An 18,280-nucleotide genomic window follows, 5' to 3' on the forward strand; every position below is an offset into this window, starting at 1 on the left:
GTCGCGATGGGCTGCAACGCAGCCCCAGCGGTATCAGCATTCGATCACAGATTGCCGGAGGCGCTGCGCACCCCATCGCGAGCCTCGTGCCTACAGGCGGGGATAATCGATGTAACCAACCGCACCGTTGCCATAAAAGGTTTCCGGGTGGGCTTCGTTCAACGGGGCATCGGCCGCCAGCCGCGCCGGCAGGTCGGGGTTGGCAATGAACGGCACGCCAAACGCCACTGCATCTGCCTTGCCGTTGGCCAGGGCTGCGTTGGCACTGGCTTTGTCGAAACGCTCGTTGACGATATAGGGGCCGCCGAATGCCTGCTTGATCAGCGGGCCCAGGCTGTCGTCGGCTTCGCGCTCGCGCGAGCAGATGAAGGCAATGCCGCGCTTGCCCAGCTGCCGGGCGACGTAGGTGAAGGTTTCTGCGCGGTTGGCATCGCCCATGTCGTGGGCGTCGGCACGGGGTGCCAGGTGCATGCCCACGCGCTCGGCGCCCCACACCTCGATAACCGCATCGGTCACCTCCAGCAGCAGGCGCGCACGGTTTTCGAGTGAGCCGCCGTAACGGTCGCTGCGCTGGTTGGTGCTGCTCTGCAGGAACTGATCCAGCAGGTAGCCGTTGGCACCGTGTATCTCCACCCCGTCAAAACCTGCGGCCTTGGCGTTTTCGGCGCCGCTGCGGTAGGCCTCGACGATGTCGCGAATTTCTTCGGTTTCCAGCGCGCGCGGGGTGGGGTAGTCGCTGAGGGGCCGCACCAGGCTTACGTGGCCTTTGGGCTGGATGGCGCTCGGGGCCACCGGCAGTTCGCCGTTCAGGTAGCTGGGGTGGGAAATGCGGCCCACATGCCACAGCTGCAGGAAGATGCGCCCGCCAGCAGCGTGCACCGCCTTGGTGACATTGTTCCAGCCGCGTACCTGCTCATCGTTCCAGATGCCGGGCGTGTCCGGGTAGCCGACGCCCATGGCGCTGACCGAGGTGGCCTCGCTGAGGATGAGCCCGGCACTGGCCCGTTGCACATAGTACTCAGCCATCAGTGCGGTGGGTACGCGGTCGGCGTCTGCCCGGCAGCGGGTGAGTGGGGCCATGATGATGCGGTTGGGCAGTTCCAGGTCGCCCAGGGTGATTGGATCGAAAAGCGTGGTCATAGCGGTTACCTGCTGGTCAGAGGGCTTGGCGCAGTTGTTCGAGAAACGCCTTGATGGTGACTTCGTTGCGCTTGAAGAAGTGCCATTGGCCAATCTTCTGGCTGGTGATCAGCCCAGCACGCTGCAAAGTGGCCAGGTGGGCAGAAACGGTGGACTGCGACAGTGCGCAGCGCTGGTCTATCTGCCCGGCACACACACCGTTGTCGGTGCTGTGGTACTGGTCCGGAAAGTGCGTGGCCGGGTCTTTCAACCAACCGAGAATTTCTCGCCTGGCCGGGTGTGCCAGTGCTTTTATGATGTCGTCGAGATCGAGTGGCATGGTGTGGCTCGTGCTGTAGCGGTATATCGCGATAGGGCGAAACCTACATCGGTATTTCGCGATATACAAATATGAAAGCGTTATCAGCTGATCGCTGATCGGTATATCGCCCTCCAGCGATATACGTGTGCCGGGGTGCTAGACTGCGGCCATGAATTATCTTGCACATCTGCACCTTGGGGGCCCCGAACCCCAGCAAATGCTCGGCAGCCTGTACGGCGACTTCGTCAAGGGCTCGCTGGAAGGGCGTTTTCCACCCACACTGGAAGCGGCCATTCGCTTGCACCGACGTATCGACAGCTACACCGACCAGCACCCCTTGGTACTTGCCGCGCTGGCGCGCTTTCCGCGTGAGCGTCGGCGCTTTGCCGGGATTGTGCTGGATGTATTCTTCGACCATTGCCTGGCACGGCACTGGCACGATTATGCCAAGCAGCCCCTGGGCGAGTTCACTGCGCAATTCTATCGGGTACTGCTGGCCGAGCCTGAACTGCCGGGGCGGCTGGGGCGTATCGCACCTTCCATGGCAGCCGATGACTGGCTGGGGGCATACGGAGATTTTGCGGTGCTTGAGCACGTCTTCAATGGCATCGCCCGGCGGCTGTCGCGTCCGGAAGGCATGGAAGGGGTGATGGGGGAGCTTGAACGGTTGTATGAGCCGTTGTTGGCGGACTTCCGGGCGTTTTACCCGCAGCTGCAGGGTTTTGCGGCGCTGCAGTTGGAGGTGGGCAGGTAGGGGGAGTGCGCCACGTTTGCGGCGCATCGCGAGCGACGGGGCGATTTGCTCAAGCGGCCTTAGGCTGGCGGCGCGGGGCTGCTGCTACGACTTCGAAGCCGAACAATGCCACCTGGATGGCTTGTTGTGCCTGCAGGGCCAGCACCGCGCGCTCCTTGCCCGCACTCTGAACCGGTGGTAACAGGTGGATGTGTACCTGGCTGCGTGGCTGTGCGAACAGGCGCATGAGGTGCGACACCAAGTCATCATCGCCAACGAACGGGGCAACAGGGTCAGGCTTGCCGTCGCGCAGGTACTCGATGGCAACCGGCTGCACCGCCACGCCCTGGTCAATTGCCCCAGCCAGCAAGCGGCCATGGAAGGTGCGCAATTGGGAGCCATCCGTGGTGGTGCCTTCGGGGAAAATCAGCAACGGCCTGGCCTGGCCCAACTGCTCGCTGATCTGCTCGCGCAGGCGCTGGCCATCGCCCCCGCCACGGCGGATGAACAGTGTGCCGGCCTGCTCGGCCAGCCAGCCGGCCACCGGCCAGTGCCGCACTTCGGCCTTGGACAGGAACGACAGCGGCAGCAGCATGCCCAGCAGTGGGATATCGGTCCAGGACACGTGGTTGCTGACCCACAGCATCGGCTGGCGCGGCAGTTGGCCGCGTACCTGCACGTCGAAGGGCAGGGCAGCCACCAGGCGCTTCATGAATATGCAGCTCCAGCGCTGGCGGCGTACAAGGTTGGCTTTTACGCCAAGGCGTTCGCCCACAGCGATCACGCTTGCCATCAGCATGCCCAGTACTACCACCATCAGCAGCCGGCACAGGCGGGCCAGCACCCGCAGGCTGGTCATCAGACTGCCGCCTTGAAGTGGCGGGCATAACGCGGGCACAACTCGTCGCGTTTGAGCAGGATGAACACATCGGCCACCTGGAAGTCCTGGTCCCAGCACGGTTCACCGCAGATCTTCGCCCCCAGGCGCATGTAGGCCTTGAGCAGGGGTGGCATTTCTGCGATCACGTTGCTGGGCAAGGCCAGTTTGGGCAGCGGATTACGTGGCTCGGCACGCAGGTGCTCGGTGCACAGGTAGCGCTCGCGCAGGCGCTGCATCACCGCGTGAGCCTGGATACCGCCGTCCTGCATCGGAATGCTGGCGCAGCCCATCAGGTAGCTGTAGCGCCCCTCGTTGAGCACTTCGGCCAGTTCGCCCCACAACACGGCGATGGTGCCGCCGTTGCGGTAGTCGGGGGCAACACAGGTACGGCCCAGTTCCAGGATCGGGCCTTGCAACTGCACCAGGCCATGCAGGCTGAACTCTTCTTCGCTGTAGAAGCGGCCCAGGCTGCTGGCGGCCTGGTGGTCGAGCAGGCGAGTGGTAGCCACCAGCTTGCCGGTATTCAGGTCACGCACACCAATGTGGCGGCAGTGAACGTCGTAGTCATCCCTGTCCAGGCCGTGCTCGGCACCTTTGAGCTTGGCTTTGAACTCCGCGCTGAATACTTGATAGCGCAAGGCCTGGGCTTCTTGAAGGGCCGCTTCGCCAACCAGGCGTTCGGCTTGCAGACGGCGTTCGGTGCTGTTGTCGCCAGTGTGAGCGATCCGAGTCATTGCGAGTCTCCATAAGCCAGCCATGGAAGAGCGGCCGGTCGGCTTTGTTGTGCAAGGTCAGCCTAGGTAGACCCGGTGTCACCCCCATGAACCTTTGGTGATGCTTGCATGACACCCGCCAGCACTGCGCAACTGTCACGAAAGGGCCGTAGCCTGCTGCGCACATCATCGATGCCTGCTACAGAGAGCCCGAACCGCAATGCTCAAAGGCCTGTTGCTGTTTCTATGCATCACCACCGCCCAGGCTGAGCCATGGCCTGATGCGCACTGGCAGCGCGCACCCGATACGCTGGACTGGCAAGCGGTGGACGCCTATGCGTTCCCATCGCGCACCGGTGCCGGGCGTGATGGCGTCCGCACCGATGCCCTGCTGATCGTCCGCGACGGGCGCATCGTTCACGAACGCTACGCCGCGCCAACCACCGCCAGCACTGCACACCTCACCTGGTCGGTGAGTAAAAGCGTGCTCGCCACCGTGCTTGGGGTGGCCTACGGGCAGGGCCGCTTCCATTTGCAGGACCCGCTGGCACGCTTCTATCCCGCCATGGCCGCGCACCCGGACGTGCGCATGATGGACTTGCTGCATTGGGCCAGTGGGTTGCAATGGCAGGAGGATTACGAATACGCGCCGCTCAAGTCTTCGGTGGTGGCCATGCTGTACACACGAGGGCGCAGCGATATGGCGGCCTATGCGGCCAGCCACGAGGCGGCGGCGCCGGCTGGCCAGCAATTTGTGTACTCCAGCGGTGACAGCAACCTGTTAGCCGCCGGCCTGCGCGGCATGCTGGGCACCGCGCAGTACCCGGATTACCCCTGGCAGGCCTTGTTCACGCCGCTGGGCATCGACAGCGCGGTGTGGGAGCGTGACGCTGCCGGCACCTTCGTTGGCTCCTCCTACCTGTACTTGACTGCCCGCGACCTGGCCCGTATCGGCCTGCTGATGCTGCGCGATGGCCGCTGGCATGGCCGGCAGTTGCTGCCCGCTGACTGGGTGGCGTTCAACCGCACGCCATTTGCCAATGCCCGCCGTGAGCCCGGTGAGCCCAGCCCCGGCGGCCACTGGTGGCTGAACCAGCCAGACGCCGATGGCCAACGGCCCTGGCCGAGTGCACCGGCAGGCACCTACGCCGCCTTGGGGCACTGGGGCCAGGCGCTGTATGTGGTACCGGAGCAGAACCTGGTCATCGTGCGCTATGCCGATGACCGTGACGCCAGCTACCGGCATGACGCGTTGCTCAAGCGCGTGCTGGCGGCTTTGGCAGGGGCGGGCGAATGAAGCGGGTAGCATGGCTGTTGGTAGTGGCGCTGTGCGGGTGGGCCTGGAGTGAACGCCAGGCGCTGGGCGATTTCCCGGGTATCCTTGCCGCCTACTCGGCCAAGGAGTACTGCTCGTGTCGCTTCGTCATGGGGTTCACGCCTGAATACTGCGACGCCTACGTCAAACAGTGGTTGCCCTTGAGCCATCTACAGGAAAACACCCTGCAGCGGCAGATCACTGCCCAGGGCCTGGGCCAACGTGCACAGGCGCGCTGGCAGGGCCCACGTGCAGGCTGCCGCTTGCTGCCATGAAGAGCGGCGCGGTAAGGTTGGCGGCCTGGTTTTACGAGATCCGTCATGTTCAAACTGCCCCGCCTGCTGCCGGCCTTGCTGCTGGCATTCTGCCTACCCGTACAGGCCAACTGGCACCTCGACGGTGAATCGTCACGGTTGTCCTTCATTACCGGCAAGAACGGCGATACGGCTGAAGTGCACCGTTTTCTCGTGTTGCATGGGTCGGTCGACCGCAAGGGTGTTGCAGGGCTGCGCATCGAGATGGATTCGGTCAGCAGCGGCATCCCGTTGAGGGATGAGCGCATGCGTGACGACCTGTTCGACGTCGGCCGCTTTGCCGAGGCGCAGGTACAGGCGCAACTGGACCTGCGGCCCATCAACGACCTGGCCGACGGTGCGCAGATCGAACTGCGCCTGCCGGTGACGGTGACCTTGCGTGGCCAGTCGCACAACTACGATGCCCTGTTGCTGGCAACGCGCCTGGACCAGCGGCGTTTTCAGGTGGTGACCCTGGAGCCGCTGGTGCTGCGTGCCGAAGACTTCGGCCTGCTGCCAGGGCTGGAAACCCTGCGCAAGTTCGCCAAGCTCAAATCCATCAACCCCTCGGTGCCGGTCAATGCGGTGCTGATCTTTACCGCCCGCTGACATGCCGGGGCCAGTCTTCCCCTGGCGGGATGGCAACCAGTTCGAACTGCTGATCGATGGCCCCGAATTTTTTCCGCGCATGCTCGCGGCCATCGGCGGCGCCCAAACCCAGGTCGACCTAGAGTTGTACCTGGTCGAAGCAGGCGCCTGCGCCGAGGCCGTGGTCCAGGCCCTTGAACACACTGCCCGGCGCGGTGTGCGGGTCCGCTGCCTGTTCGATGACTACGGCTCCCTGGCCTTCAACAGCGTGTTGCGCCAGCGCCTGGTGGATGCCGGTGTGTACCTGCGCTGGTACAACCGCCTGCACTGGAAGCGTGGCTTGCGCAACCTCTACCGCGATCATCGCAAGTTGCTGTTGGTGGACGAGCGCCGGGCGGTGGTGGGCGGCACGGGTGTGACCGACGAATTCTGGCGGCCAGACGCTGCCGCCAGCGATTGGCATGAAGTGATGGTGCAGATACAGGGCCCGGTGGTGAGCGACTGGCAGTTGCTGTTCGACCGCCAGTGGCAGGCCAACCACCGTCGCACGGCCTGGCGCCCTGCCGAAGGGTTTGGCCTGCCGCGCTTGCCCAAAGTGCCGGCGAAGGGGCAGGGTCTGGGCCGGGTAGCCTATGCCGACGCCCGCCAGCATCAGGACATCCTGCACGCGCTGGTGCGCGCGCTTAACAGCGGCACCCAGCGTGTGTGGCTGGCCACGCCTTATTTTCTACCCACCTGGAGCGTGCGCCGCTCGTTGCGCCGCGCCGCTGGCAAGGGGGTGGATGTGCGCCTGCTGCTGACCGGCCCGCGTACCGATCACCCGTCCGTCCGCTATGCCGGGCACCGCTATTACCCCCGCCTATTGCGTGCCGGGGTACGTATCTTCGAATACCAGCCGTGTTTCCTGCACCTGAAGATGGTGGTGGTGGATGACTGGGTAAGCATCGGTTCGTGCAACTTCGACCACTGGAACCTGCGCTTCAACCTCGAAGCCAACATCGAGGCACTGGACCCGGCGCTGACGGCCGCCGTGGTCGCCAGCTTCGAGCGCGATTTTGCGCAAAGCCAGGAAGTCGACCTGGACCACTGGAATGCGCGGCCGCTGTGGCGACGGGTGAAGCAGCGCGTCTGGGGCTGGCTGGACCGGCTGGTGGCCAACCTGCTCGACCGCCGCGACTGAGAGCGGCTATGGTGGGATCACAGTTCACAGGCAATGGATGGAGCGGATGCGATGACGGCGAAGAAGATTCTCATGCTGGTGGGCGATTATGTGGAGGATTACGAGGCCATGGTGCCGTTCCAGGCGCTGAGCATGGTCGGCCATACGGTGCATGCGGTGTGCCCGGAAAAGGTCGCGGGGCAGACCGTGCGCACAGCCATCCACGACTTCGAGGGCGAGCAGACCTACAGCGAAAAGCCCGGGCACCATTTTGCCCTGAACCACGACTTTGTGCGGGCTCGCCCCGAAAGCTATGACGCCCTGCTGATCCCCGGCGGCCGAGCCCCTGAATACCTGCGCCTGAACGAGAAGGTGCTGGACCTGGTACGCGCCTTCGACCAGGCCGGCAAGCCGATTGCCGCCGTGTGCCATGGTGCGCAACTGCTGGCAGCCGCGGGCGTGCTCAAAGGCCGCGAGTGCAGCGCCTACCCGGCGTGTGCGCCGGAAGTGCGCCTGGCAGGTGGAACATTCATCGACATCGCGGTCGACCAAGCGCATGTAGATGGCAACCTGGTCACCGCGCCTGCCTGGCCTGCGCACCCGGCGTGGCTGGCGGCCTTCCTGAAAGTGCTGGGCACTCGCATCTCGTAAACGCGTGGCTCAGGCGACCTGCTCTACCCAGTCGTTGAGGTTGTAGTAGTTGGTGACGCGGGCAATCTTGCCGCAATGAATGTAGAAGAAGGCTCCGGCCGGTAGCACGTAGGTCTGCCCCTTGGCGGCCGGCAGGCCTTCATCGGCTTCCAGGTACTGGCCGTGCACGGTGAACTCGACGGCGGCGCGGCTGCCGTCGGCGTTCTGCATGACCACGATGTCGGCCAGGCGTTCGCGGTAGCAGCGGTTCATCTTGCCCATGAAGGCCGCGAAGCTGGCCTTGCCCATCTGCCGCTCACCCTGGTTGATGTCGTGGATCACGTCTTCGCTGAGCAGCGCGAGAAAGGCTGGCATGTCGCCCGCATTGAAAGCGGCGTAGTAAGCATTTACCAGTTCGGTAGCGGTCATGGAACAATACCTGTCGTGTAGGGAAAAGGCGCGTCGTTGGCCCGGATGATAGGGTTTCCCCTCAAGCCCGGCTTAGCCGAGCGCGTCATCCACATCGACAAAACGACCGCCAAGCATGGAAATACGCCTGTTGCACGGCGCCGCTATCGCGCCTTACATCGATGACCTCGCTCGTCTGCGCCTGAACGTGTTCCGCGAGTTCCCCTACCTCTACGACGGCTCGCCCGAGTACGAAGCCGACTACCTCGCCACCTATGCCCGCTCTGGGCGCAGCCTTGTGGTGCTGGCACTGGACGACGGCAAGGTGGTGGGCGCCTCCACCGGCCTGCCGCTGGTGGATGTGGCACCCGAGCTGCAGCAGCCGTTTCTGGCCCAGGGGCGTGACCCAGCCAGCGTCTATTACTTCGGTGAATCGGTGGTGCTGCCCGAGTACCGGGGGCAGGGCCTGGGTGTGCGCTTTTTCATCGAGCGTGAGTCTTACGCGCACAAGCTGGCAGAGTTCGACTACTGCGCGTTTTGTGCCGTCGAACGGCCTGGGGTGCACCCGCGAAGGCCGGCTGACTACAAGCCACTGCATGGCTTCTGGCGCAACCGGGGGTTTCTGCACGACCCATCGTTGCGCACCCGTTACGCATGGCGTGACCTGGATGAACCGGAAAGCTCCGACAAACTGATGTCGTTCTGGCTCAAGGAATTGCCACTGTGATCCGCGTTGCGGCTTGCCAGTATGCAATCGAGCTGCATGAAACCTGGGACGCCTACGCCGACCACTTGCAGGCGCTGTGCGCCGAGGCCGTGGACGCTGGCGCCCGCCTGCTGCTGTTACCGGAATACGCCGGGCTGGTACTCAGTGGCCAGCTTTCGGCGCGGCAGCGGGGCGACCTGGGCACATCGATTGCTGCCATGCAGCCGCTGATCGAACCGTGGAAGGCGCTGTGCGCGGGCATCGCCAAGCGCTTGAATGTGTACCTGCAGCCGGGCACGCTGCCGGTGCTGGACGATGACGGGTTGTACCGCAAACGCGCCTGGCTGTTCGGCCCGCAGGGCTGCCTGGGGTATCAGGACAAACTGATGATGACCCGCTTCGAGCGGGAGCAGTGGGGGATTGCCGCCGGGCAGGGTTTGCAGGTGTTCGATACCGAGTTGGGGCGCCTGGGCATTCTGGTCTGCTACGACAACGAGTTCCCCCTGCTGGCCCGTCGGCTCGCTGAACAGGGGGCCGAGCTGATCCTGGCGCCGAGCTGCACCGACACCGAGGCGGGTTACCACCGGGTGCGCATCGGTGCCCAGGCGCGTGCGCTGGAAAACCAGATTGCCGTGTTGCAGAGCCCCACGGTGGGCCGTGCGCCGTGGTCGCCGGCACTGGACGAAAACATCGGCCGGGCAGGGCTGTTCGTACCGCCGGATCACGGCATGCCGGGTGATGGGGTGATGGCTTTGAGTGAAGGGCTCGACCCGGTCGGCAGCCAGTGGCTGGTGTGTGACCTGGACCTGGAAGAGGTGCGGCGGGTGCGGCGGGAAGGGCAGGTTTTTACCTGGCGGGACTGGCCGGAGCAGTTTGAAAGAATGCGGTGATGACCGTGATGCTTGCATCGCGGTCAGGCCCGCTCCCACAGGCGTAACGCAGTGGGAGCGGGCTTGCGCGCGAGGCAGGTTTTACTTCACTTCGACTGCCAGGCTCTGGGCAATCTTGCTCTGCCACAGGGCAGGGCCCGTGATGTGCACAGACTCACCGTTACTGTCTACCGCGACGGTAACCGGCATGTCCTTGACCTCGAACTCGTAGATCGCTTCCATGCCCAGCTCGGCGAAGGCCAGCACCTTCGACTTGCGGATGGCCTGGGCCACCAGGTAGGCAGCGCCACCCACGGCCATCAGGTACACGGCCTTGTTGTCCTTGATCGCCTCGATAGCGGTCGGGCCGCGCTCGGACTTGCCGATCATGCCCAGCAGGCCGGTCTGCTCGAGGATTTGACGGGTGAATTTGTCCATGCGCGTGGCGGTGGTCGGGCCGGCTGGGCCAACGACTTCGTCACCCACCGGGTCGACCGGGCCTACGTAGTAGATGAAGCGGCCTTTCAAGTCGACCGGCAGCGCTTCGCCACGGTTGAGCATTTCGACCATGCGCTTGTGGGCAGCGTCGCGGCCGGTGAGCATCTTGCCGTTGAGCAGGATGGTTTCGCCCGGCTTCCAGCTGGCGACTTCTTCCGGGGTGATGTCGTCGAGGTTGACGCGGCGAGCGCTTGGGCCAGCTTCCCAGACGATTTCCGGGTAGGCGTCCAGCGACGGGGCTTCCAGCTCAGCCGGGCCCGAGCCATCGAGCACGAAGTGGGCGTGGCGGGTGGCGGCGCAGTTGGGGATCATGCACACCGGCAGCGAAGCGGCGTGGGTCGGGTAGTCCATGATCTTGACGTCGAGCACGGTGGTGAGGCCACCCAGGCCCTGGGCACCGATGCCCAGTTGGTTGACCTTTTCGAACAGCTCCAGGCGGATTTCTTCCAGGCGGTTCTGCGGGCCACGGGCCTTGAGCTCGTGGATGTCGATGGATTCCATCAACACTTCCTTGGCCATGACGGCGGCCTTCTCGGCGGTGCCGCCGATGCCGATGCCGAGCATGCCAGGCGGGCACCAGCCGGCGCCCATGGTCGGCACGGTCTTGAGAACCCAGTCGACGATGGAGTCGGATGGGTTGAGCATGGCCATCTTCGACTTGTTCTCCGAGCCGCCACCCTTGGCGGCCACGTCCACTTCAACCTTGTCGCCGGGGACGATGGAGTAATGGATAACGGCCGGGGTGTTGTCCTTGGTGTTCTTGCGAGCGCCGGCCGGGTCGGCCAGGATCGATGCACGCAGCACGTTTTCAGGCAGGTTGTAGGCGCGGCGCACACCTTCGTTGATCATGTCGTCGACGCTCAGGGTGGCGCCGTCCCAGCGCACGTCCATGCCCACGCGCACGAACACGGTGACGATGCCGGTGTCCTGGCAGATCGGGCGGTGGCCGGTGGCGCACATGCGCGAGTTGATCAGGATCTGGGCGATGGAATCGCGTGCAGCCGGCGACTCTTCGCGCAGGTAGGCCTCGTGCATGGCCTGGATGAAATCGACGGGGTGGTAGTACGAAATGAATTGCAGGGCATCGGCGACGCTCTGAATCAGGTCGTCTTGCTTGATCACGGTCATGCAGCGCGCTCCTCTTGAAGACGGGAACATTCATTACGGCGCTCGACGGTGCCGACCAGCGTGTCGAAGCGCCTTGCAGGCGCCGGCAGGTCAGGCCGACGTAAAAAGGCGCGGCAGTATAGCGCGCATCAGGGCCTGGCACACCTGCAGCCGATGCGGACCTTGGTCGGTCGCTGGCCGGCATCCTTTTTGCTGCCGTAGAATCGGCCCACACCACCCCATTCACCGGAGACTGTACCGAACATGCCCGAACTCTGCGTGGGTGAGCAGCGCTGGACAGTACCGAACGGCAGCAACCTGCTGGATGCCCTGAACGACGCTGGCCTGAACGTGCCCTACAGCTGCAGGGCTGGTAGCTGCCATGCCTGCCTTGTGCAATGCCTGGCCGGGCAACCGCTGGATGCGCTGCCCGAGGCCCTGGCCCTGGACAAGCATGCCCAGGGCTGGCGGCTGGCCTGCCAGTGCCGGGTCGTCGAGAACCTGCAGGTGGCGTTGTTCGACCCGCGCCAGCATGGCGTAACGGCCACGGTGGCCGCGCTGGGCTGGGCAGGCACGGTGCTGCGCCTGCAACTGCGGCCGGAGCGGCCGCTGCGCTACCAGGCCGGGCAGCATGTGGTGCTGTGGCTGGGCGGCGTGGCACGGCCCTATTCCCTCGCCAGTTTGCCGGGTGAGGACGAATGCCTTGAGTTTCATATCGACTGCCGTCACCCCGGCGCGTTTTGTGACCTTGCCCGGGCTGTGCAGGTGGGTGACCCGGTGCGCTTGGGCGAGCTGCGCGGCGGGGCCCTGCATTACGACCCGGACTGGCAGGCGCGGCCGTTGTGGCTGCTGGCAGCAGGCACGGGCCTGGCCCCGCTGTGGGGTATCTTGCGCGAGGCGCTGCGCCAGGGGCATCAGGGCGAGATCAGGCTCGTGCATGTGGCGCACGACGGTGCCGGGCATTATCTGGCTGATGCACTGCGCAAGGTGCAGGGGGTGAGTGTGGAGTTGGTGCTGGCAGAGCACATGGACGAGGCGCTTGCCGGCTTGCGCCTGCCGTCGCGGCAGACTGTGGCGCTGGTGTGCGGTGGGCAGGCGCGTGTGGAACGCTTTGCCCGCCGGCTGTTTATCGCCGGTGTGCCACGAGGGCAGGTGTACGCCGATGTGTTTGTGGGGCATGCCTGACGGACGGGCTCGCCTGCGATAGGGCCGCGAAGCGGCCCCTGACGCGTTGCTGGATCAACCGACCAGCGGATCACCCACATGCAGGATCTTCATGCCATTGGTGCCACCGATGGTGTGGTAGCTGTCGCCCTTGGTCAGGATCACCCAGTCACCCTGTTCCACCAGGCCACGCTTGAGCAGTTCGTCGACCGCTGCCTGGCTGACCTTGTCGGCCGGCAACGATGCCGGGTCGAAGTCGATCGGGTACACACCGCGGAACATCGAGGCGCGAGCCTGGGTGGCACGGTGTGGCGACAGGGCGAAGATCGGCACATGCGAGCGCAGGCGCGACATGATCAACGGGGTGTAGCCACTTTCGGTCAGGGCAATGATCGCCTTTACCCCAGGGAAGTGGTTGGCGGTGTACATGGCCGCCAGCGCGATGCTTTCGTCACAGCGCTCGAAGGTGGTGTGCAGGCGGTGGCTGGAGCGCTGGCTGGTCGGGTGCTTCTCGGCGCCCAGGCAGATGCGCGCCATGGCTTGCACGGCCTCGATCGGGTAAGCACCGGCGGCACTTTCGGCCGACAGCATGACGGCGTCGGTGTTGTCGAGCACGGCGTTGGCCACGTCGGACACTTCGGCACGGGTGGGCATCGGGTTCTGGATCATCGACTCCATCATCTGGGTCGCCACGATCACCGCTTTGTTGTTGCGGCGTGCGTGCTGGATGATCTTCTTCTGGATGGCGATCAGTTCGGCGTCGCCGATTTCCACACCCAGGTCACCGCGGGCAACCATTACCGCATCGGAGGCAGCGATCAGCTTGTCGAGGGTTTCGTCGTCGGCAACCGCCTCGGCGCGCTCGATCTTGGCGACCAGCCAGGCGCTGCCGCCCGCTTCGTCACGCAGTTTGCGGGCGTATTCCATGTCGCTGGCATCGCGTGGGAAGGAAACGGCCAGGTAATCCAGGTCCATTTCGGCTGCCAGCTTGATGTCGGCCTTGTCCTTCTCGGTCAGGGCCGGGGCGGTCAGGCCACCACCTTTGCGGTTGATGCCCTTGTGGTCCGACAGCGGGCCACCAATGATCACCACGCAGTGCAGGGCGTCTGCGGTGGCGGTTTCAACGCGCATGACCACACGGCCGTCGTCGAGCAGCAGTTCGTCACCTACGCCGCAGTCCTTGACCAGGTCGGGGTAGTCGATACCGACGATATCCTGGTTGCCTTCGGTCAGCGGGTGAGCGGTGGAGAAGGTGAACTTGTCACCGATCTTCAATTCGATGCGCTTGTTGGCGAACTTGGCGATGCGGATCTTCGGGCCTTGCAGGTCGCCCAGCAGTGCGACATGGCGGCCGTTTTTGGCGGCGATGTCACGGATCAGGCGGGCGCGGGCCTTGTGCTCGTCCGGGGTGCCGTGAGAGAAGTTCAGGCGTGCCACGTCCAGGCCGGCGTGGATCAGTTGTTCGATCACTTCCGGCGAATTGCTGGCTGGGCCAAGGGTGGCGACGATTTTGGTGCGGCGGATGGTCATGCACAGACTCCTGTATTGAAGCGCAGCGAAAGGCTACTCCTGAATCTTGCTGTAGTCATTTTTCCGTTTCACTACCTGATGCTCTACCCACAGCCCGTCGCGCCATGGCTGAAGAAACGCCGGCAGCGGCCGATAAGCTGGACAGCAAAGGAGACACCCATGCGCACCCTGATCGTTTTAGCCCTGGCCGCCAGCGCCGTCGGTTGTACCCGCTGGTCGATGGACCATCACCTGAACAACGCCTACCGCGCCTACGACCGTGGCGACTGCCAGCGGGTCATGCTCGAGTTGTCCCAGGTCGACCGTGCCAGCCGAGCCCGCCCGTTCATCCACCCCGAGGTTGCATTGCTGCGTGGCCAGTGCCTGGAGCGTCAGGCGCTGTATGTGGATGCTGCACAAACCTACCAGTACCTGATTCAGCGCTACCCCGGCAACGAATACGCCTACCGGGCGCAAGCGCGCCTGCAGACACTGGAGCGGCTCGGCCATTATCGCAGTGGCGAACCCGCCATCGCCAAGCCGGCGACGACTGCACCTTGGCGATAATGCCAAGGTGTGTTCTATTTTGTGAGGAGTTGCCGCGCGCCCTGCGCTAATCTGTAACTCAGCTGTTACAAAAACCGCCAGTTCCACGCATTCCTGGCCAGGAACGGACTGCATCAACCGCCATGTTCAACAAGCGCAATATACAACGCCATCAATTACCCTTCGTTCTTCAGGTCTTCAACCGTTTTACCGGTCAGGAGATCGGCCTGTTGGGGAACGCGTCGGAGGCCGGGTTGATGGTCATCAGTGAGCTGCCCGTGCTGGTAGGCCCTGATTACGAACTGCAATTACGCTTGCCTTTGCAGGGTGGCGGGCACCAGTTCGTCAACCTGACAGCCAGTTGCCTGTGGTGCCGTGAGGACCAGACCCCGGGGCACTACGATTCTGGCTTCATGCTGCTGCAGGCGCCGCGCGAATTCGACGACTTTGTGAAGTCACTGCAGGAATACTTCAGCTTTCGCGCCGCCAACGCCCCCGTCTGACCTGCCGTAGGCGCCCTTGAGCCTCGACATTGGGGAATCGCGTTAGAATCGGGTCGACCCCGCTACAGGACGACCCCGTGACCGCAAGCATTTTCTGGCACGACTACGAAACCACCGGTATCAACCCGCGCTGCGACCGCCCTTTGCAGATGGCCGGGCTGCGCACCGATTTCGAGCTGAACGAAATCGACGAACCCATCAACCTTTACTGTCGGCCGGCCGATGACATCCTGCCGCACCCAGCGGCCTGCCTGGTTACCGGTATCACCCCGCAGCAGCTCGTCGAGCAGGGCCTGTGCGAAGCTGAATTCATGTCCCGGGTGCATGCACAGCTGGCTCAGCCCGGCACCTGTGGGGCCGGCTACAACACCCTGCGGTTCGACGATGAAGTGACGCGCTATAGCCTTTACCGCAACTTCTTCGACCCCTACGCCCGTGAATGGCAGGGGGGTAACAGCCGCTGGGACCTGATCGACGTGGTGCGCACCGCTTATGCACTCAGGCCTGAGGGGATTGAATGGCCGCAACAGGAGGGGCGTACCAGCCTGCGCCTCGAGTTACTGACCAAGGCGAACGGGATTGACCATGGCCATGCCCACGAAGCGCTTTCCGACGTACGGGCCACCATCGCCCTGGCGCGCTTGATTCGCCAGCAACAGCCAAAGTTATATGAATGGCTTTTCCAGCTACGCAGCAAGCACAAAGTGATGGAGCAGATACGCTTGTTGCAGCCGCTGGTGCATATATCGGGTCGCTTTTCTGCCGCCCGTAATTATTTGGGGGTGGTGTTGCCACTGGCGTGGCATCCGCACAACCGCAATGCACTGATTGTGTGCGACCTGCATCAGGAAACCTCACCGCTTGTGTGGGAAACTGCTGAAACTTTGCGCCAGCGTTTGTACACCCGGCGTGATGAATTGGCAGAGGGTGAATTACCGGTCCCGCTCAAACTAATACAGATCAACCGTTGCCCAGTAGTGGCGCCGCTTTCGGTGTTGCGCCCTCAGGATCAACTACGGCTGGGCCTGGATGTGCCGATGTTACAACGCCGTGGCGAAGACTTGGCCAGCCAGCAGGCGCAATGGCAAGAAAAGCTCGAACTCATCTATGGCAAGGAAGCGTTTGCACCGAGTGCAGACCCTGAGCAGCAATTGTACGACGGTTTTCTGGGCGAGCGTGACCGCCGCCTGTGCGAACAAGTGCGTACCTCGGAACCTGCCCAGCTGGGGCATGGGCAGTGGATGTTCGATGACCCACGGTTGCCCGAACTGTTGTTCCGTTACCGGGCGCGTAATTTTCCGGATACCTTGAATGGGCAGGAACAGCAACGCTGGCAGGATTTCTGCCGACAACGCCTGCTTGACCCGCAGTGGGGCGCGCCGAACACCCTTGGCGATTTCGCCAAGGCCCTTGAGCTTGCATGGCCGGGGGTGGACGCAGCAGGGCAGCAGGTGTTGCAAGCCTGGCAGTTGCACGCCCGGCACTTGCAAGCGCAATTGGCCATCGCTTAAAACCGCCCAATAAAAAAACGCCGGTAATATACCGGCGTTTTTTATTGGGCAAGCGTGCGGTGCAGGACAATCAGTCCAGCAAGGTGGCCCAGCTTTCAACCACATCACCACCCCAATTGGCTTTCCACTCTTTCAGGGTTTTGTGGTTGCCGCCTTTGGTTTCGATGACTTCACCGTTGTGCGGGTTTTTGTATTGCTTGACCTTGCGGGCACGCTTGGTAGCGGTTGGCTTGACGGCGCCACGGGGTGCTTTGCTCAGTTTCGAATCCGGGTCGAGCAGGGCAATGATGTCACGCAGCGACTTGGAATATTCACCCATCAAGGTGCGCAGTTTGCCTTCGAACTCCAGTTCTTTTTTCAGCTTGTCATCCTGGGACAGGTTGGCCAGGCGGGCCTGAAGTTCCTTGATGGCTTCTTCGGTGGCGCGGTACTCGTTGATCAGGGACATGGAGTGTTCCTTAATGCGTGTTCGGAAATGTGTGGGGCAATAATAGACAGGCGATACTCGCAAGTAAACATGTTATTGCGGCATTAACTGTTAATTAAGCTGTGACAACATATCTCTGGGTGAACAAAAATTTACATTAAGCGACGGTCTCGTCTGTCCGGTTTGTCAGACAATGCCTTGATTCACGTGGTCAACGATTCGCGCCCGCCCCCTCAATCATTACTGCGTTTTTTCTGGCGGGCCGCTAGAATGTGCGCCTTTGCGAAGTTCTGGAGTCTTATTCATGCGCACCTACCGTCTGGTGATCGCTTGCCCCGACCGCGTCGGCATCGTGGCGAAAGTCAGTAATTTCCTGGCGTTGTACAACGGCTGGATCAACGAAGCCAGCCACCACTCTGACGTGCAGAGCGGTTGGTTCTTCATGCGTCATGAAATCCGCGCAGAATCCTTGCCCTTTGGTATTGAAGCCTTCCGCGAAGCCTTTGCGCCGATTGCCGAAGAGTTTTCCATGATGTGGCGCATCACCGATTCGGCGCAAAAGAAACGCGTCGTGTTGATGGCCAGCCGTGAGTCCCATTGCCTGGCCGATTTGCTGCACCGCTGGCACACGGATGAACTCGATTGCGATATCCCCTGTGTCATCTCCAACCATAACGACCTGCGCAGCATGGTCGAGTGGCACGGTATTCCATTCTTCCATGTGCCTGTAGACCCTGCGGACAAGGCGCCAGCGTTCGCCGAAGTGTCGCGCCTGGTTCAGGAGCACGCGGCCGATGTGGTGGTGCTGGCCCGCTATATGCAAATCCTGCCGCCACAGCTGTGCCAGGATTACGCCGAGAAGGTCATCAACATCCATCACAGCTTCCTGCCGTCCTTCGTGGGTGCCAAGCCGTATCATCAGGCTGCTCTGCGTGGTGTGAAGCTGATCGGCGCCACCTGCCACTACGTTACGCAAGAGCTGGACGCCGGCCCGATCATCGAACAGGACGTGGTGCGGGTGAACCATGCCGACAGCATCGAGGATATGGTCCGCTTCGGCCGGGACGTAGAAAAGATGGTGCTGGCCCGCGGCCTGCGTTATCACCTTGAAGACCGGGTACTGGTGCACGGCAACAAGACTGTCGTGTTCGATTGAGTCTGGCAGGGGAGCGGTGACACATGGCGCGGCAGCGCAATGCCCCGACCGCCTCGTTACCGCCCACACTGGGTGAGGGTTGCCTTGCCCGTTTTGACCCCGAGGCCCTGGAGCCCACCGACGG

Annotated in this window: 21 protein-coding genes; 13 read left to right on the forward strand and 8 right to left on the reverse strand. The window is 63.1% G+C overall.

The window, feature by feature from the left end:
• Positions 1–90: 90 nt before the first annotated feature.
• The gene (locus IAE36_RS19755) at positions 91–1,140 is read right to left on the reverse strand and encodes an alkene reductase (protein WP_201214145.1); all 1,050 of its coding nucleotides are present in this window, start codon (positions 1,138–1,140) and stop codon (positions 91–93) included.
• A gap of 16 nt (positions 1,141–1,156) precedes the next feature.
• Positions 1,157–1,459: an ArsR/SmtB family transcription factor gene (locus tag IAE36_RS19760; protein ID WP_028635143.1), complete on the reverse strand. Its 303-nt coding sequence runs from the start codon at positions 1,457–1,459 to the stop codon at positions 1,157–1,159.
• Positions 1,460–1,610: 151 nt separating this feature from the next.
• On the opposite strand from IAE36_RS19760, the gene IAE36_RS19765 reads away from it, so the two are divergent.
• Complete coding sequence (locus tag IAE36_RS19765; protein WP_201214147.1) at positions 1,611–2,195, forward strand: acyl carrier protein phosphodiesterase; 585 nt, start codon at positions 1,611–1,613, stop codon at positions 2,193–2,195.
• Positions 2,196–2,244: 49 nt separating this feature from the next.
• On the opposite strand, the gene IAE36_RS19770 is transcribed toward IAE36_RS19765, so the two are convergent.
• Both IAE36_RS19770 and olsB read right to left on the reverse strand, forming a co-directional pair.
• Positions 2,245–3,033 carry a lysophospholipid acyltransferase family protein gene (locus tag IAE36_RS19770; RefSeq protein ID WP_201214149.1) on the reverse strand — a complete coding sequence of 263 codons (789 nt, stop codon included), beginning with the start codon at positions 3,031–3,033 and terminating at the stop codon, positions 2,245–2,247.
• Positions 3,033–3,788: an L-ornithine N(alpha)-acyltransferase gene (gene olsB / locus IAE36_RS19775; RefSeq protein WP_028635140.1), complete on the reverse strand. Its 756-nt coding sequence runs from the start codon at positions 3,786–3,788 to the stop codon at positions 3,033–3,035. The genes IAE36_RS19770 and olsB overlap by 1 nt, the downstream gene beginning before the upstream one ends.
• A 199-nt stretch (positions 3,789–3,987) precedes the next feature.
• Here olsB and IAE36_RS19780 point away from each other — a divergent pair, with 199 nt between their 5' ends.
• Genes IAE36_RS19780 through IAE36_RS19800 form a run of 5 tightly spaced genes read left to right on the forward strand, consistent with a single transcriptional unit; the run spans position 3,988 to position 7,773 of the window.
• Entirely contained in the window at positions 3,988–5,064 is a 1,077-nt protein-coding gene (locus IAE36_RS19780; RefSeq protein WP_201214151.1) for a serine hydrolase domain-containing protein, read from the forward strand.
• Positions 5,061–5,357, forward strand: a complete 297-nt coding sequence (locus IAE36_RS19785; protein ID WP_201214153.1) for an amidase — start codon at positions 5,061–5,063, stop codon at positions 5,355–5,357. Before IAE36_RS19780 ends, IAE36_RS19785 begins: the two co-directional genes overlap by 4 nt.
• 45 nt (positions 5,358–5,402) lie before the next feature.
• The gene (locus tag IAE36_RS19790; protein ID WP_201214155.1) at positions 5,403–5,984 is read left to right on the forward strand and encodes a YceI family protein; all 582 of its coding nucleotides are present in this window, start codon (positions 5,403–5,405) and stop codon (positions 5,982–5,984) included.
• Position 5,985: 1 nt separating this feature from the next.
• Positions 5,986–7,143 (forward strand): phospholipase D-like domain-containing protein, encoded by a 1,158-nt coding sequence (locus IAE36_RS19795; RefSeq protein WP_201214157.1) that lies wholly within the window; start codon positions 5,986–5,988, stop codon positions 7,141–7,143.
• Between the two features lie 51 nt (positions 7,144–7,194).
• Positions 7,195–7,773, forward strand: coding sequence for a DJ-1/PfpI family protein (locus IAE36_RS19800; RefSeq protein ID WP_060482479.1), 579 nt, complete (start codon positions 7,195–7,197; stop codon positions 7,771–7,773).
• A 9-nt stretch (positions 7,774–7,782) separates the two neighbouring features.
• Here IAE36_RS19800 and IAE36_RS19805 read toward each other — a convergent pair whose 3' ends face one another.
• Positions 7,783–8,181 carry a nuclear transport factor 2 family protein gene (locus IAE36_RS19805; protein ID WP_201214159.1) on the reverse strand — a complete coding sequence of 133 codons (399 nt, stop codon included), beginning with the start codon at positions 8,179–8,181 and terminating at the stop codon, positions 7,783–7,785.
• Between the two features lie 115 nt (positions 8,182–8,296).
• Between IAE36_RS19805 and IAE36_RS19810 the strand changes: the two genes are divergently transcribed.
• Positions 8,297–8,887 carry a GNAT family N-acetyltransferase gene (locus tag IAE36_RS19810; RefSeq protein WP_028635133.1) on the forward strand — a complete coding sequence of 197 codons (591 nt, stop codon included), beginning with the start codon at positions 8,297–8,299 and terminating at the stop codon, positions 8,885–8,887.
• A complete protein-coding gene (locus tag IAE36_RS19815) occupies positions 8,884–9,756 on the forward strand; it encodes a carbon-nitrogen hydrolase family protein (protein WP_201214161.1) in 873 nt (290 codons plus the stop codon). Before IAE36_RS19810 ends, IAE36_RS19815 begins: the two co-directional genes overlap by 4 nt.
• An 81-nt stretch (positions 9,757–9,837) precedes the next feature.
• Here the strand turns inward: IAE36_RS19815 and IAE36_RS19820 are convergent, their stop codons facing one another.
• Complete coding sequence (locus IAE36_RS19820; protein ID WP_009685641.1) at positions 9,838–11,361, reverse strand: fumarate hydratase; 1,524 nt, start codon at positions 11,359–11,361, stop codon at positions 9,838–9,840.
• 243 nt (positions 11,362–11,604) lie between these two features.
• On the opposite strand from IAE36_RS19820, the gene IAE36_RS19825 reads away from it, so the two are divergent.
• Positions 11,605–12,525, forward strand: a complete 921-nt coding sequence (locus IAE36_RS19825; RefSeq protein WP_201214163.1) for an iron-sulfur-binding ferredoxin reductase — start codon at positions 11,605–11,607, stop codon at positions 12,523–12,525.
• Positions 12,526–12,579: 54 nt separating this feature from the next.
• Here IAE36_RS19825 and pyk read toward each other — a convergent pair whose 3' ends face one another.
• Positions 12,580–14,034, reverse strand: a complete 1,455-nt coding sequence (gene pyk, locus IAE36_RS19830; RefSeq protein WP_028635130.1) for a pyruvate kinase — start codon at positions 14,032–14,034, stop codon at positions 12,580–12,582.
• Positions 14,035–14,193: 159 nt separating this feature from the next.
• Here pyk and IAE36_RS19835 point away from each other — a divergent pair, with 159 nt between their 5' ends.
• The 3 genes from IAE36_RS19835 to sbcB all read left to right on the forward strand — a co-directional run bounded on the left by IAE36_RS19835 (position 14,194) and on the right by sbcB (position 16,573).
• Positions 14,194–14,580, forward strand: a complete 387-nt coding sequence (locus tag IAE36_RS19835; protein ID WP_028635129.1) for a tetratricopeptide repeat protein — start codon at positions 14,194–14,196, stop codon at positions 14,578–14,580.
• 122 nt (positions 14,581–14,702) lie between these two features.
• The gene (locus tag IAE36_RS19840) at positions 14,703–15,062 is read left to right on the forward strand and encodes a PilZ domain-containing protein (protein ID WP_028635128.1); all 360 of its coding nucleotides are present in this window, start codon (positions 14,703–14,705) and stop codon (positions 15,060–15,062) included.
• Positions 15,063–15,139: 77 nt separating this feature from the next.
• Positions 15,140–16,573, forward strand: a complete 1,434-nt coding sequence (gene sbcB / locus IAE36_RS19845) for an exodeoxyribonuclease I (RefSeq protein ID WP_201214165.1) — start codon at positions 15,140–15,142, stop codon at positions 16,571–16,573.
• Positions 16,574–16,643: 70 nt separating this feature from the next.
• On the opposite strand, the gene mvaT is transcribed toward sbcB, so the two are convergent.
• The gene (gene mvaT / locus IAE36_RS19850) at positions 16,644–17,021 is read right to left on the reverse strand and encodes a histone-like nucleoid-structuring protein MvaT (protein ID WP_028635126.1); all 378 of its coding nucleotides are present in this window, start codon (positions 17,019–17,021) and stop codon (positions 16,644–16,646) included.
• Positions 17,022–17,304: 283 nt separating this feature from the next.
• On the opposite strand from mvaT, the gene purU reads away from it, so the two are divergent.
• The gene (gene purU, locus IAE36_RS19855; RefSeq protein ID WP_028635125.1) at positions 17,305–18,156 is read left to right on the forward strand and encodes a formyltetrahydrofolate deformylase; all 852 of its coding nucleotides are present in this window, start codon (positions 17,305–17,307) and stop codon (positions 18,154–18,156) included.
• The last annotated feature ends 124 nt before the right edge of the window (positions 18,157–18,280 follow it).

This window comes from Pseudomonas sp. S36, from assembly GCF_016647875.1.
GTDB lineage: Bacteria > Pseudomonadota > Gammaproteobacteria > Pseudomonadales > Pseudomonadaceae > Aquipseudomonas > Aquipseudomonas parafulva.

Coding starts and splice junctions, on each gene's coding strand:
- IAE36_RS19770 (WP_201214149.1), bottom strand. CDS start 3,033: ATGACCAGCCTGCGGGTGCTGGCCCGCCTGTGCCGGCTGCTGATGGTG.
- IAE36_RS19780 (WP_201214151.1), top strand. CDS start 3,988: ATGCTCAAAGGCCTGTTGCTGTTTCTATGCATCACCACCGCCCAGGCT.
- IAE36_RS19805 (WP_201214159.1), bottom strand. CDS start 8,181: ATGACCGCTACCGAACTGGTAAATGCTTACTACGCCGCTTTCAATGCG.
- IAE36_RS19840 (WP_028635128.1), top strand. CDS start 14,703: ATGTTCAACAAGCGCAATATACAACGCCATCAATTACCCTTCGTTCTT.
- IAE36_RS19820 (WP_009685641.1), bottom strand. CDS start 11,361: ATGACCGTGATCAAGCAAGACGACCTGATTCAGAGCGTCGCCGATGCC.
- purU (WP_028635125.1), top strand. CDS start 17,305: ATGCGCACCTACCGTCTGGTGATCGCTTGCCCCGACCGCGTCGGCATC.
- IAE36_RS19825 (WP_201214163.1), top strand. CDS start 11,605: ATGCCCGAACTCTGCGTGGGTGAGCAGCGCTGGACAGTACCGAACGGC.
- mvaT (WP_028635126.1), bottom strand. CDS start 17,021: ATGTCCCTGATCAACGAGTACCGCGCCACCGAAGAAGCCATCAAGGAA.
- IAE36_RS19800 (WP_060482479.1), top strand. CDS start 7,195: ATGACGGCGAAGAAGATTCTCATGCTGGTGGGCGATTATGTGGAGGAT.
- IAE36_RS19785 (WP_201214153.1), top strand. CDS start 5,061: ATGAAGCGGGTAGCATGGCTGTTGGTAGTGGCGCTGTGCGGGTGGGCC.
- pyk (WP_028635130.1), bottom strand. CDS start 14,034: ATGACCATCCGCCGCACCAAAATCGTCGCCACCCTTGGCCCAGCCAGC.
- IAE36_RS19795 (WP_201214157.1), top strand. CDS start 5,986: ATGCCGGGGCCAGTCTTCCCCTGGCGGGATGGCAACCAGTTCGAACTG.
- IAE36_RS19765 (WP_201214147.1), top strand. CDS start 1,611: ATGAATTATCTTGCACATCTGCACCTTGGGGGCCCCGAACCCCAGCAA.
- olsB (WP_028635140.1), bottom strand. CDS start 3,788: ATGACTCGGATCGCTCACACTGGCGACAACAGCACCGAACGCCGTCTG.
- IAE36_RS19755 (WP_201214145.1), bottom strand. CDS start 1,140: ATGACCACGCTTTTCGATCCAATCACCCTGGGCGACCTGGAACTGCCC.
- IAE36_RS19835 (WP_028635129.1), top strand. CDS start 14,194: ATGCGCACCCTGATCGTTTTAGCCCTGGCCGCCAGCGCCGTCGGTTGT.
- IAE36_RS19760 (WP_028635143.1), bottom strand. CDS start 1,459: ATGCCACTCGATCTCGACGACATCATAAAAGCACTGGCACACCCGGCC.
- IAE36_RS19790 (WP_201214155.1), top strand. CDS start 5,403: ATGTTCAAACTGCCCCGCCTGCTGCCGGCCTTGCTGCTGGCATTCTGC.
- IAE36_RS19810 (WP_028635133.1), top strand. CDS start 8,297: ATGGAAATACGCCTGTTGCACGGCGCCGCTATCGCGCCTTACATCGAT.